We start from the raw sequence: 13,842 nt of genomic DNA, 5'->3' as shown, positions 1-13,842 counted from the left end.
GATGAAGCACTATTACGTTACCACACCCATATATTATGTGAACTCGGATCCGCATATCGGTACCGCGTACACAACAATACTTGCAGATACTTCGGCGCGCTATCGTCGTTTACTGGGCGAAGATGCCTTCTTCCTTACGGGCACGGATGAACACGGCGACAAGATTGCCAAGGCCGCTGCCGCGAAGGGAGTGTCCCCACAAGAGTTTGTCGATGACATCAGCAGCCGCTTTCGCAAGCTCTGGCCGCAGCTTTACGTTATGCCGAATCGTTTTATTCGCACAACGGACCCCGATCATCGCGCCATTGTACAGGAAGTCCTGCAAAGACTTCACGACAAGGGTGACACGTATTACGGTGAATACGAAGGGCTCTATTGTACCGGCTGCGAGCGCTTCCGCACTGAAAAAGAACTTGTGGACGGCAAGTGCCCCGATCACGGAACCGTTCCCGAAAAGGTGAAAGAATCAAACTACTTCTTTCGGATGAGCAAGTACCAGGATTGGTGGCGCGACTTTGTGGAATCGCATCCTGATGTTGTTCGCCCCGAGCGGTACAAGAATGAAGTGCTCGGTTACTTGCGTGAACCACTCGAAGACCTTTGTATTTCACGTCCAAAAGAAAGGCTCTCTTGGGGAATTGAATTGCCTTTCGACCGAGACTATGTAACATACGTTTGGTTCGACGCGCTTCTAAATTATCTGAGTGGAATTGACTACGGCCGCGGCGAAGACTGGAAACACCTCTGGGAAAATTGCGAGCATTTGATCGGCAAGGACATTGTCAAGCCGCACGGTATCTATTGGCCGATTATGCTGCATGCGGCTGGATTGCCTGTATTTCGTCACTTGACCGTGCACGGATACTGGAATTTCAGAGACGCCAAAATCTCCAAGTCTTCCGGGAAACCCATTTCAGTCGAACCCTTGATCGACGTGTTCGGCGTGGATGCTCTGCGCTTTTTTGTGCTGCGTGAGATGGTCGTCGGTCTGGATGCTTCCTTTTCGGTTGAAGCCATGCTTAAACGTGTGAACAGCGATTTGGCCAACGATCTCGGGAATTTGCTTTCGCGTGTTGCCAAGTTAGTTGATGATCATTTCGACGGCAAAATTCCGACGGCCAAACAAGACGCGCCGGAACTCCAACAAATCGTGCTATCTCTTGTAGGAAGCGCGGCAGAGTGGACCGGCGAAATGAAGTGGCACGTCCTTATCGAAGAAACGATGCAGCTTGTGCGCGCGACCAACCGCTATTTTGAGTCCTCTGCTCCTTGGGGACTCGTGAAGACCGACATGGATAGTGCGGGAACTGTATTGCGTAATTGCCTCGAAGCCTTGCGCGTTTCTGCAATCCTGTTGTATCCGATTATGCCCGGAAAGATGACCGATTTGCTAACCAGAATTGGCGAGCCGGTACAAGATTATCGCCTTGGCAAACACGCAGTATGGGGGCAAGTGCGTACCGGCGCGAAGATTCGCAAAGGCGACGCTTTGTTCCCACGGTTGGACGAAAAGGAGGTGAAAGCAGCGTTGGCGGAGTTTCTCGGCGACAAATCCGAAGAGAAGACCGCTCCCGTGCAGGCAAGTGTTGATTCAGAGTCGATTACGCTCGATGATTTCAAAAAGATCTCTTTGAGGACGGCCAAGGTGCTCGAGGCCGAGAAGATCAGCGGTTCAGACAAACTGCTTAAGCTGCAAGTCGAAGTAGGGGACCAACGGCGGCAAATTGTCGCGGGCATCGCCGAATTTTATTCCGCTGAGCAGATGGTAGGTAAACACATCGTGATCGTCGCAAACCTCAAACCTGCAAAATTGCGCGGGGAGATTTCCGAGGGAATGCTCTTGGCCGTTAAATGGGACGGCAAGCTCGAAGTTCTTTCTCCATCCTCGGAAGCGCCGACCAACTCGCCAATCAGCTAATGATGCCGCCTTCCGACGAGTACGAGAGTCTGCTTTCTCGATTTTTTCTGAATGTTGATGTCAGCGATCTTGATCGGGAAAGATGTGCCTTGTTCTTGAAACGTGCCGGCTGGGAAGCACTATGTGCGCTTGGCACATCCGATCAAATCCGCACGCATTTGTCCATAAGTAGAGCACCCGCAATCAAGTTAGAGGCGGCTGTAGCCCTTTGCGAACAGTCAACCAAAGCAACCCGCGATGCCGAATGGACTCTCGAACAAGTGTGTGAAGACCTAAAGCATCTCCCGCATGAAGAGCTGCGCGGCATTTACTGGGGGAGCAACAATAATATTCTGCACGCTCAAACGCTCGCTGTCGGAACTGTAGATACCGTCGAGCTTTCGCCATATGCCGCGCTGAGACCGGCGTTTCTGACCGGTTCCCGCCGCATCACGCTTGCTCACAATCATCCCTCTCAAGTCCTTCATAACTCCATCTCGGATATTGCCGCGATGTCGCGTTTAAGCAAGATCGCGTCGTCGGTTGGGATAGAAATCGACCCACTCGTTGTGATTGCCTGCGCAGATTAGTTGAGCACGTGCCATAGACAAAACAATAGCGACGCCAATTTTGGCGTCGCTATTTTATTTCTTTGACAGGTAAGATCGCGGTAAAAACTGCTCCAGTCCCCGGAGGCGATTCGGCAATCAGGTCTCCGCCATGGCTCCGCATAATGTTACGGGACAAATACAAACCCAGCCCAAGCCCTCCTCCCTGCTCACGATGCGTGAAAAACGGTTGGAAGAGTTTTGACAACACTTCCGGTGCAATCCCCTTGCCGGTGTCGGAAACCCGTACGATCATGCGCTCATTTTCCAATCCAGTAAACATTGTGAGCACCCCGCCGCCTTCCATTGCGGATATCGCATTGATGATCAAGTTCAGCAACACCTGCTCCATCTCTGCCGAGTTAATCTTCACGCTGGGAAGACTACCGGATAGTGCCTTCTTTACTTCTACGTGTGCCTGCCGGAGTTGCGGTGCAAGCAACGCGAGCGACTTCTCGACGATCACGTTAATATCCTCGTTTCGACGCGAAGTCTGCTCGGTACGCTGAAGATCAAGCAAGCTCCGAACAATCAGGCGAATTCGCTCCACAGAATCGGAAACAACGTCGATACTTTCCAACGCGCTCTTGTCTTTCTCGACTTTATCCCGGAGTCCGCCCAGGTGCGAGGAAATCGCTTGCAATGGATTATTAATTTCATGCGCGACTCCGCTCGCGAGTTTTCCCGCAATGCCAAGTCTTTCAGAACGGATAAGCTGCACGCGCAGCTCTTGCTGTTCGGTCATGTCTCTCAATATGCCTTGCCCCGCAACCAGGTCGCCTGCTTGGCTTATCCATTGATGTCTAAGCGAATACGCGGTCTTATAGCCCGTCTTCGTGAAAAGCTCCAATTCACCATCTCGATGCGAAACACTCTGATCACCAAGTGAAGCGACAAGTTGCTGGTTTGCTTCGCTGTCGGTTGCAAGATCAAGCAACACGTCACTCAGCTTGCGCCCAATGTAATTCTCCCGAGTGTACCCAAGCCGCTCGGTAAATGACTCATTCAGGTAGACAACCCGCCCCTCGGGATCCGTGACGTAAACAATGTCATCCGTTAAAGACACAAGCCTGCTGAATCGATCTTGCGCTTGGCGAAGTTCTTGACCTCGCGGTGCTGCAAAGACTTCTTCGCCGCCTTGTCTTTTCTTAAGTTCTGCACGTATCGTCTGCGTTTCAATAAAATGGGCAACAAGTTTCAGAAGAAGAGCGACTGGTTGAGTCAATTCCGCCGCGTCCGGCTGATCGGAAAGCGCTTTGTCTAAGGTCAAGAAGCCGACGATAGTGCTGTCCGTTTTTTCGAGCGGCAACACCAGATGACGCGACAGCGATTTCTCAGACACTTCGAACTCTTGCGCAAAACCCTTCCCAAACTGCTCAAGCGGTGTGTTCGGAAACACCGGCATCAGCGGACGTCCTGCGAGCTCATCCAACGTAACTGCATACTGTTCATTCGCAAAGTACGCTTGCGCGGCCTGAATGCGGAATTTTGAATCTCCAATTACGAGGATTGCGCGTCCGAATCCAGCAGCTATGGCGATCTCTCGGCAAGTTTGTTCTAACAATCGCGGCAGTGATTCGGCATACTGAAGCAGCGTGCTTGCCTCGAACAACCTGCGATAGGCATGACCAAGTCCGGGTGCCGTTCGCTCCGCCAACACTTTGGCAAACTCGGCAGCCTTGGCAACAGACAACACAATCTGAGCATCTGAAGAGTCGGCCACATTCAGCAGCGCGAATACTTTTTGGCCGATTGCTGAATCGAAACTTGCCTCAGCCGACTTTGCTGAATATAGAACAACTTGTACGAACGGTGACTTTGAAATCAACTCGACAACTTCTTGCGATAAATTGTTTGGTTGATCAATCAAAACAACTTGACATTCCTGCCAACCTGCAAAACTCAGCACTTCAGAAGGGCTTTCTGCAATCAGGCAACGCCAGTTCTGCTGACTCAAAAGTTCTTCGAGTCGCGATCTTTCCGGCGATTTTGCACCGAGTATGATTAGGCTTAGATCAGGCAAGAGTATTGAAGAATGTTACTGTCGAACTGGAGCACAATATAGCAAATGTCAAGCCCCAGTGCAAAGAGTAAGAAAGACGTCGAGAGAACAAAACAAGAGACCCATCCAACTTGGATGGGTCTCTGTAGAGATTTGGATTCTCAAATCTTGCGAATCCTCTTGCGGGTCGTGACTATTCTACACAAATGTTGACCCGCCGCACGCTGCAACTATGCCACGGCAATTGTTTGCCCTGCCTCCACAAAGGCGGCAATTTGAGCCACCAGTTTGCTGATTCCTTGTTCCACTTCGCTGATGCGAGCCGGATACATGAACGCAGGCGTTGAAGCGATTTTCAAATCTTTGTCGACTACACAATCGGTTACGGGACAAACCACATGTTTGCTGCCAAATGCATCAATCGAATTTGCAGGGCCAGACTCCTGACCAACCGTGATTTGCGGGTGGAATTTCGTGCCTTTCAGGGCACGCGCCAAAACGACAGGTGAAATGCAGATCACTCCGAGAGGTTTCTTTCTGGCAACGGCCTCGCGCATGAATGACTCGATCAATGGGCTAATAGAACAGTCTTCACCTTTGACCGCAAAATCGCAATAGTTTTTGGCCGCACCAAATCCACCGGGAAATATCACGGCGTCCAGTTTGTCCAACCATGCGATTTCCAGGGGTTCGATTTTCCCACGGGCGATGCGCGCCGACTCCGTTAGTACATTTCGCATCTCTCCGGACACTTCTCCGCTTTTGTGGTTGATCACATGCATTTGGGGAACGTCCGGCGCTAAGCATTGATACGATATGCCGAGACGATCAAGAGCCAACAAAGTCAGAGTTGATTCATAAATTTCCGCTCCGTCGAGATATCCACATCCGGCCAGAACGACGCCAACCTTTGCCATTGCAGTCTCCTATCAAAAAATCCTACAGCTTCGTCGCAGCGATCACGTTGCGAACCGCGTCCGCGGAGTGATCGAACATCTTGCGTTCTTCGTCCGTCAACTTGATTTCAAGAATTTTCTCGACGCCCTTGCGGCCAACGATAACCGGAACGCCCATGTAAATGTCCTTGCAGCCGTATTCGCCTGTCAACCAAGCTGCGCATGGAAGAACACGTTTTTGGTCGATAATGATGGATTCGACCATTTCAACCGCGGCGGCGGCCGGAGCATAATAGGCGGAACCGGTCTTCAAATACTTGACGATTTCGGCGCCACCGTCGCGCGTGCGCTGAACTATTGATTCCAGACGTTCCTTGGACACCAACTCGGTCAGGGGCACGCCGCCGACCGTAGTCAATCGCGGTACCGGGACCATCGTGTCACCATGTCCACCCAGTACAACCGCAGCAATGTCCTTGACGGACACGCCGAGTTCCATTGCGATGAACGTGCGGTAACGAGCCGTGTCCAAAATACCGGCCATACCGAAAACGCGATGGTGCGGGAAGCCCGTGAGCTTAAGAGCCGCATAGCTCATCGCGTCAAGCGGATTCGAAACGATGATTACGATCGCGTTGGGCGAGGCTTTCGCTGCTTCGCCGATAGCGGAACGCATGATCTCGATGTTAGCGGCAAGCAAGTCGTCGCGCGACATTCCGGGCGTGCGGGGCTTGCCGGCCGTCATCACGATGATATCGGAATTTGCAGTATCTTTGTAGTCGTTCGTACCCAGTATGCGGGAGCTTGAGCTTCCGATCGGGGTTGCCTCAAACATATCGAGAGCCTTACCCTGCGGAATGCCCTCCGCGATATCAAGCAATACTATTTCCTTGCAGATATTCTTGTCGGAAAGAATGTACGCGCACGAGGCTCCGACATTACCCGCGCCAATGACGGTGACTTTCATGAGTGGAGGTTTTAAGTTGGTTGTGTGAAAGGGTAGGCTACCAAAAAACAGAGTGCGGCTTCGATGAAACCGCACTCCAAAATTCAAGATGGGACTCTAACGTCGCGCCGTGCGGCTGGCACTCACGCGGTCGGTGGAACGATGTGCACGAACTTGCGGTTAGAACGACCACCGTCGGCGAATTTCACCGTGCCATCGCTCTTGGCAAAAAGCGTATGATCGCGGCCCATTCCAACTAACTCGCCGGGATGGATACGGGTTCCGCGTTGGCGCACCAGAATTTCGCCCGCGCGTACATACTGGCCAGCGAAGCGCTTGACACCAAGCATTTTGGGCTGGCTGTCGCGACCGTTTCGGGTTGAACCTTGACCTTTTTTATGTGCCATGACGGATAATCCGTTTCTTAGTTAACTTCGATCTTCTCAATATGCAGAAGCGTGAACCACTGTTTGTGGCCCTTGTGCTTACGGTACTCGGTGCGGCGCTTCTTGCGAAACACGATTACCTTGGGATCGCGGCCATGCTCCACTACCTTCGCGTGCACTTTGGCCGCGACACTGGGCTTGCCGACTTTGATTTCCTTGCCGTCGTGCAGCAGGAGGATGTCATCCAAAACCACCGTATCGCCGGGGTTTACGTCCGCGCGGTATTGAACCTTGACGGTTTCGTCAGGGCGGACTTTGACTTGATGACCTTTGAGATTACAGATTGCGTACATCTTGACTCGCGAAAATTTTCAGACCTCAAATATAGGAATCTCAGGCATTACTGTCAAGTGGCCGCTTTCTCTGTCCGACTTTGAAATTCGCTGGTTACCTCGCGCTTCTGTCGCCAACTGTAACCCTTGAATTCATCTATCTTTAAGGTAGGATCCGGCTCTAATTTGATGTACAGCAAAGCGTCCCACATGATCCTCCGGAGGTGCGATCTCATGCCTTGAGTGATATAATCAACAATCACCGGATGTGCTTTGATCGTGAGCCCCATCTCCCCTGTCGAGGCACGGAAGCGCCGCACCCACGATTGAAGGCGGGTTACGACCGTTTCCTTTGACTCTACCAGACCGGAGCCTCCGCACATGGGACAAGGTTCGTTAAAGGCATGTACGAGGGACGATTTCGTACGCTGGCGAGTCATCTCCATAATCCCAAACTGACTAATCGGTGCAATGTCCCATTTCGCGCGATCACCGGACATGGCTTGGTGCATCGCATCAAAGACCTTCTTGCGGTTGGACTCGTGGTACATGTCGATGAAGTCGATGATGAGGATGCCACCCAAATCGCGCAATCGAATCTGGCGCGCGATTTCGCGACAGGCTTTCAGGTTTACGCGCAAGTTGTTTTCGTCCTGCTCCTCTTTCCCGACGAACCTGCCGGAGTTCACGTCGATCGTTACCACGGCTTCAGTCTGCTCGATAATCAAGTAGCTTCCGCCGCCAAACCAAACTTTGCGTGAAAGACCTTTCTCGATCTCCTGTTCGATGTTATAAAGATCGAAAATTGGTCCCGGGCTTTCGTGATAGCTTACGCGATCCAACAGTGGCTTCGCCACGGCCCGCACATAGGTCTTGATCTCTCGATAGAGGCGCTTGTCGTCAATGATCACACGCTCGATATCCGGACCGAAAAGATCACGAATGACGCTTGACGTGAGCGGAGCTTCCTTGTGCAGACGGCTCGGCGAAGGTGCGGTTTCAATCTTCGTCTCAATCATCCGCCACAAACGCACGAGCATGTTCAAGTCGTGCCGAACCTCCGCCTCCGACTTTCCTTCGCCAATCGTGCGGCAAATCAAGCCAAAGCCATCCGGCTTGATTTGCTTTAGGATTGTCTTCAAACGCTTACGCTCTTTGACATCGGGAATCCGTTTTGAGACGCCGACCAGATTGTCACCCGGAACCAGTACAAGGAACCGTCCGGGCAAAGAAATCTGCGAAGTTAATCGAGGGCCCTTCGTGCCGAGTGGCTCTTTGATCACCTGCACAAGAATCTCTTGGCCGCCTTTCAGCTCCGCGCGCGGCTTCCATGAACGTTTACGGCCCTCGCGCTTTTCGGGCTGCGTCACTTCTTCGATTTCCGTTCCTTCAGCCATGTCCACGGCACTCTGGAACAGATCCGAAAAGTGAATAAACCCGTCTATTTCCCAACCAATGTCCAAGAAGGCCGCCTGCATCCCCGGCAGGACTTTTCGCACGGTAGCCTTGTAGATGTCCCCGACGTTTCGTTCCGCGTCCGGGAACTCCACGAAGAGGTTGACCAACGATCCGTCTTCGACCAGCGCAATACGCGTCTCAGTCGTCGTTGAATTGATAACTAATTCTCTTTTCAATGAACTCGCGCACGTCTTTCGTACGCTCCAAAGTTGATGGTTGCCGGATGTACCGGCCTAAAATAAACTCAGTAAAGACACGTGCAGTTGCCCATTCAACGGCGAACTGCCGGTCGCAATTCCGTAATCAACTCCCCAGATTCCGATGCCTGTTTCAAGCCGCATCCCCACTCCGTACGCACCTTCGATCAATGTGGACGTACTTGCACTCCCCGGAGACGAGTTGTATACCGTTCCCCAATCCGTGAAAATTGCAAGCCGTGAAGCAGGGCCGAGCCAGTACCGCGCCTCGATAGTCGTCCATGCAATCTGCTCACCTTGAAACTGTTCTTCGCGGTAGCCACGCAACGTGCGCGCTCCGCCAAGCCGGTACTTGTCAGCAGCCTGAACCTTCGGCTCATCCGTATTCAGCACGCGCGCATGACCGGACACGTGCACGATCCAAAACGACCTGAATTCGTGGTTGACTTCAAAATCAACCGAAGCTCTTCTTTGGTTGAATTTCGTATCCGTCGATCCTTCCGGTGGTGAGTCCGTCGTACGAGTGCCATTTGCGCCGCTGGTCTCAAACCGGATTCCACCACGCGGATTGGTCGTATGGTCGCGGGTGTCTACGGCCACACCTATCTCGAGAAGCAAGGTCTGGTTCGTCACAAACCCAAATTGAACAGCAGTTGCTGAGTCCGCGAGCAACTCTTCCCGTGTGATTCCGCCGTACACTTCTGTGCTGGACGAAACAGGATAACCCGCTCGACCGCCGAATCCACGTGTCACATAAAGAGTGTCTTCGACTCTCTGCTCAAATGACGCGTCGACATAAAATGGAGTTCCAAGAACCCACGCCTCGCGCCAGGCCAGAGAGAGCTCTTGCACCCCCCTGTTCGGCCTTTGCCAATATACCTTGCCACGTCTTCCGCTGCCAAAAAGATTCAGGAACTGCAGATCGATCAATCCGGTCACAGTTTGGGACTCACCTTCCGTCTTCGGCGTAAGCCCTGCAACGGCATCGAGCCGCGACAGTTTGCACTCCGACACCCGGTAAAGCACTCCGCTTTGACCCGCATCGTTGACGACGATTTGCGGATCACTTACCGTTCGCAGGTACTCCAAATGCTGAAGTCGCCGCTGCGCCTGCCGCGCCTTGCTTTCGTTGTACGGCGATCCGATTTTGAGCCTGCTTTCACGCTCCAGCAGCTTTGGATGTGATATCGAAATTCCCTGAAACTCCAGAAACTCGATATCAATCCTCGGTCCGGCAAGAAAATCGAGGTGAATTTCCGCCGTGGCGGCATCGTAATCTAATGATATCGAGTCAACCTTGACTTGCGCGAACGGATATCCATGATTTTCACACCATGACAAGATCTCGTCGGCCGAGGCCTCGATTCGCCAGCTTTCAAAAGGTGCACCGCTTCTCAGAGGCAGATGGTCCACAAAGCCGATCGGCAACAGCGTTGAGTCTCCAAACAGCCTGCCAAAACTCATATTGAAGTGCGGACCGCTTTTTACATTTAGAGAATCACCAACGCGGTCAATTCCCACACCAAAGTAACCCAAGGCACACAAGGTATCTGTAACGAAATCCGCAGCGCTGTCGATATCAGAGACGCCCGCCATTTCAATCAGCTTTTCCAGCCGGGCAGTACTGAATTCACCCTCGGCATGAATGTCAACCGCAGTCGCCGATCGGCAACTTACAATCGCGGCCAGAAAGCACGCTGTTTTGATCAGCTTTCTCATCAAAAGATCGCTCGTACTTCCACTCTGCCGATGTGAACAGTCTCTTCACTTGCGTCTTTGCGGCCGGTGTAATTGACGGACGCGTTAAAGTTCTCAGACAACGCTAGTGACAAACGAAATGACCAACGGAAGTTCTCGCCTCTGTTGGAGCCGCTCGCCAAGTCTTGCGCGAGCCTGAATCGATTCGAAGTAACGTGAATCCATCTAAACTCGGAATCAACTCTGCCCTTTTTGAATCGAGTGTAGCTTGCACGCGGCGCAAGTTCGCGGACGGATGCCTGTGTCTCGCTGCGCTCGTCCTTTGCCTCTGTACCGACAATCTGTAAACCGCTCTCCCACCGTTCGCTGATCTTCCAAAGAACGTCGTGCTCGCCCGAGACTCGCGTGACGTCCGTGCTGGCAATCGAAACGCCGTCATACTGCGTGCGCTGAAGCTCGTTGGAAACCTCCGTCTCGCCGCGAAGAGCCTCGCTGTAGCGGACACGCGCACGAACTGAACCAAATCTCCTGATGCTCTGCTGCCCACCATTTGCGAAACGGGCAATTTGAGTCGCGGAGTTTATTCCGCGGACACGCAGCGAGAAGTCGCGGGACAATCGGTTAAAATGAACATCCTGACGCAAACTAAAACGCCCGTCAATCGTCTCGTTGGTCCGCAGTTTCCCACGATCCAAAAACAATAGTCCAAGAGTAAAAGGCAAGCGTGTTCTTTCGTCGAGCGTGCCTTCTGTTTCGAATGCAAAACGCTGCCACAGGGTATGGCTTGAGCTGCGCGTTTCATCCGGCCTCAACCACATTTGAGCGGATGCGTTTATCTCAGACGACGGCTCAAATTCCCCCGTGTTGCGTGACACCAATTCATAGTCACCCTGGTCGTCTGGAATGTAGACGCCGTCTTCTAACCGGTAAGAACCGGTTCCCGACTGAGTTGGCACGAAAACTTGAAGCTGCTGTTCAGTACGAGACTTCAAAGCATCGTAAACAACATTTAGCTCGAATGTTCTCGCGGGAGGCGAAATGAGTAGTTCAAGCCTTCCTGCTTCGGAGTTGATTGACGCCGAATCCGCCGATGAAAATGATTTGTTGCGATGTTGCCAACGTAACGTGCCGCGACCGACATTCAAAGGAGTCCAGCGAACTTCGCTTCCATAAGACGTCGCCTCGGACGAGCGTTCAAAATTCCCAGAACCCGACAGGGAGTCATCGTTGCGCAATCCCGCCTGGGCATCAACTTGCACATCCCTCGAAAGTTGAAGCAAGTTACCGAATGACCAGTCTTCAAACCGAAACCCGTTCGTCGAAATTCTCGAGTCCCGCAACTGTCGCTCTCGGTTTAAAGCGAACCGCGGCGACAATACCTTCCATCCCGTTTGACCACTTAGATTCTGCTGAATCCAATCCGTCTTGGAATCCAGAAGACTGTCTTCACTCAAAATGCCGACATGTTGTCCTCGAAGAAAAGTTCTCTGCGACGGCTGGATCGAGGTTCCGACACTGATTCGACGGCTCTGCAATGCGGCTTCTCGCGAAAGAAGTCCTGCGCTTCCCCGCACTGACACGAAGCGGATCGGAGAGAGTCCCAGATTGGATTCGGCGGCCAATTCGTTGGCTTGTCGCACAGTCGATGCCGCCCACTCGCGGTCAAATTCGATGTCATCGCTGCGCGCGATATCCGAAAACTCTTTTTGTCTCACGCGCCCTTCCGCTCCGACCGTGAATTGACGCAGAGCAAGTCCGCCAATTCGGATCACAGGTTTGTCAACGCCGACCTCGACTGCGCCGGCCAAGCCTTGATTATCCGCGTCATCGGCGAAAGAATAGGTGTTGCGGTCGCGATTGCTGAATGCAACTTCGACTCGTCCGTGCACGCCGTCCGTTACACTGCGATCGAGGCGAAAGGCCAGCAAGTCGCTTGACGTCGGCAAAGGCAGTCTTCGCGCGGCACGATAGCGTCCTTGACTTTCGCCTACATAGTAGAAAAATGTCCGACCGTAAACGTCCGCCGAAGCACTGTAATCTCCTTGTCCAATACCAAAATCATCAAAGAACACTTGCCACTCGCCCTGCGGTTGCCCGGAAGTGCTTGGCGACACGTAAACAAAAATTGAAACGGTCTCGCCATCTATTAACGAGTCCACCCGTATATAGTCACCTAACCCGGGGCCAAGCGAGTCCGCGGAGTTCCCTACCGCAAACGTCGCAGAATCTCCCGCCTCAGAGATAGCCGACTTTTCCTCCTCACTCAGCGAAAGAGAAAGCGGCCGGGATTTGTCATCCCGCTCGGTGATATAAGTAACGTAGCCGCTTGTGTGCAGCTTTTCGGACTGAACAACCGTGCGCCCCGCCCAATATTGGCGCTCGTAGTCCTCGTTTGTGTATTCGAATTCTACGACTATTCTCGAATCCGAAGTAATCAACTTGCGCGATGAAAATGTGATCTGTCCCGACGCATAGTCGATCACGTAGTCGTTGTCTTCGCCGCGCCGTTGTACGACACCGTCAAGCCACACGGTTTCCGTGCCGGCCAAAACCACGATTCCGGACTCTCCGTTCCGTCCGGAAAGCGGATACGGTCCTTGCACACTTTCTTCACCGAAAAAGCGATTCGTATTAAACTCGCCGCGGCTAATTGCCGCCGACATGACTGCTGAGCCCCGCCTTGATTTTGCTCCGAGCCGCAGTCCCGACAATTTGCGCGAATAAGTGTCAAACCGTCTACCAGGCAACTCAAACTCGTAGTCGCCTATCGTGGCTTCAAAGTGCGACGATCTTGCAGTTACGTAAACCTTGTCAAGCTCACGAATAGATTCGGTAGTTCCTTCGGGCTGGATGGGTAAATCCTGATCACTGAGAGCCGCAACCACTTCGACGTCGTCGCCAACCTTGCCTTCAACCTGCAATGAAAGAGACGATTCAAACGCGAGGTCCTGATTTGTTCCAATCTGCACGCTGCGAACCAATGAACCGCTTCTGCGAAGTGACGTCCACGACGATTCCGACGTTTCTTCGGACAAACGGGCGAGGACTTGAGACGTGTCCTTTTGTTCGACAAACCGTGTCAACTCCTGAAGCGACCGTTTGGCATACGTCCGTGAAAGTGCGACCGGGAAATACCAATATGTGACGGTCAGAGTATCCGTCCCAACCAAAGGAGTAAACAACCTGATCTTATGTCCCGGCGCGACTATTCGATAATCTTGAAACGGAGCAAGCCAACTCCCATTTCGCTGAATCCTCACAGAATCGGCCTCGATCCAAGTATGCGGCAATATAAAGAGCGTATCTGCGTCTGCCTTGGTAAACGTCGCAGTTCCCATTCGCAACGGTATTTTCTCGCGCAACGGCGTTTGCGCCAGCGCAATTTTCACGTTTGTTGCGCAAACCAGTGCGAAAAGAAGTAG

10 protein-coding genes are annotated in these 13,842 nt (G+C 52.6%); 2 read left to right on the top strand and 8 right to left on the bottom strand.

The genetic code is table 11. The features are described 5' to 3' along the window. Position 1: 1 nt before the first annotated feature. Positions 2-1,918: a methionine--tRNA ligase gene (gene metG, locus H6507_03045; GenBank protein ID MCB9368075.1), complete on the top strand. Its 1,917-nt coding sequence runs from the start codon at positions 2-4 to the stop codon at positions 1,916-1,918. 2 nt (positions 1,919-1,920) lie between these two features. Further along, entirely contained in the window at positions 1,921-2,487 is a 567-nt protein-coding gene (locus H6507_03040; GenBank protein MCB9368074.1) for a hypothetical protein, read from the top strand. 49 nt (positions 2,488-2,536) lie between these two features. On the opposite strand, the gene H6507_03035 is transcribed toward H6507_03040, so the two are convergent. The 8 genes from H6507_03035 to H6507_03000 all read right to left on the bottom strand — a co-directional run bounded on the left by H6507_03035 (position 2,537) and on the right by H6507_03000 (position 13,809). Continuing rightward, positions 2,537-4,528, bottom strand: coding sequence for a PAS domain S-box protein (locus tag H6507_03035; GenBank protein ID MCB9368073.1), 1,992 nt, complete (start codon positions 4,526-4,528; stop codon positions 2,537-2,539). 209 nt (positions 4,529-4,737) lie between these two features. Beyond that, positions 4,738-5,424 carry an isoprenoid biosynthesis glyoxalase ElbB gene (gene elbB, locus H6507_03030; GenBank protein MCB9368072.1) on the bottom strand — a complete coding sequence of 229 codons (687 nt, stop codon included), beginning with the start codon at positions 5,422-5,424 and terminating at the stop codon, positions 4,738-4,740. Between the two features lie 22 nt (positions 5,425-5,446). Further along, positions 5,447-6,370 (bottom strand): malate dehydrogenase, encoded by a 924-nt coding sequence (gene mdh, locus H6507_03025; GenBank protein ID MCB9368071.1) that lies wholly within the window; start codon positions 6,368-6,370, stop codon positions 5,447-5,449. A gap of 122 nt (positions 6,371-6,492) precedes the next feature. Continuing rightward, positions 6,493-6,756: a 50S ribosomal protein L27 gene (rpmA, locus tag H6507_03020; GenBank protein MCB9368070.1), complete on the bottom strand. Its 264-nt coding sequence runs from the start codon at positions 6,754-6,756 to the stop codon at positions 6,493-6,495. A 17-nt stretch (positions 6,757-6,773) separates the two neighbouring features. Further along, positions 6,774-7,088: a 50S ribosomal protein L21 gene (gene rplU, locus H6507_03015; protein MCB9368069.1), complete on the bottom strand. Its 315-nt coding sequence runs from the start codon at positions 7,086-7,088 to the stop codon at positions 6,774-6,776. Positions 7,089-7,141: 53 nt separating this feature from the next. Next, the gene (locus H6507_03010; GenBank protein MCB9368068.1) at positions 7,142-8,701 is read right to left on the bottom strand and encodes an Rne/Rng family ribonuclease; all 1,560 of its coding nucleotides are present in this window, start codon (positions 8,699-8,701) and stop codon (positions 7,142-7,144) included. A 57-nt stretch (positions 8,702-8,758) separates the two neighbouring features. Then, positions 8,759-10,441: a BamA/TamA family outer membrane protein gene (locus H6507_03005; protein ID MCB9368067.1), complete on the bottom strand. Its 1,683-nt coding sequence runs from the start codon at positions 10,439-10,441 to the stop codon at positions 8,759-8,761. Then, on the bottom strand, positions 10,441-13,809 hold the full coding sequence (locus H6507_03000) for a hypothetical protein (protein MCB9368066.1): 3,369 nt from the start codon (positions 13,807-13,809) through the stop codon (positions 10,441-10,443). The genes H6507_03005 and H6507_03000 overlap by 1 nt, the downstream gene beginning before the upstream one ends. Positions 13,810-13,842: the final 33 nt, after the last annotated feature.

The sequence above is a fragment of the Calditrichota bacterium genome (genome assembly GCA_020637445.1).
GTDB lineage: Bacteria > Electryoneota > RPQS01 > RPQS01 > RPQS01 > JABWCQ01.
This window is presented reverse-complemented; position numbering and strand designations above follow the sequence as displayed.

What these genes read in the sequence shown, in the direction of transcription:
- H6507_03005 (MCB9368067.1), bottom strand. Translation starts at nt 10,441, where the DNA reads ATGAGAAAGCTGATCAAAACAGCGTGCTTTCTGGCCGCGATTGTAAGT.
- H6507_03040 (MCB9368074.1), top strand. Translation starts at nt 1,921, where the DNA reads ATGCCGCCTTCCGACGAGTACGAGAGTCTGCTTTCTCGATTTTTTCTG.
- rpmA (MCB9368070.1), bottom strand. Translation starts at nt 6,756, where the DNA reads ATGGCACATAAAAAAGGTCAAGGTTCAACCCGAAACGGTCGCGACAGC.
- rplU (MCB9368069.1), bottom strand. Translation starts at nt 7,088, where the DNA reads ATGTACGCAATCTGTAATCTCAAAGGTCATCAAGTCAAAGTCCGCCCT.
- mdh (MCB9368071.1), bottom strand. Translation starts at nt 6,370, where the DNA reads ATGAAAGTCACCGTCATTGGCGCGGGTAATGTCGGAGCCTCGTGCGCG.
- elbB (MCB9368072.1), bottom strand. Translation starts at nt 5,424, where the DNA reads ATGGCAAAGGTTGGCGTCGTTCTGGCCGGATGTGGATATCTCGACGGA.
- metG (MCB9368075.1), top strand. Translation starts at nt 2, where the DNA reads ATGAAGCACTATTACGTTACCACACCCATATATTATGTGAACTCGGAT.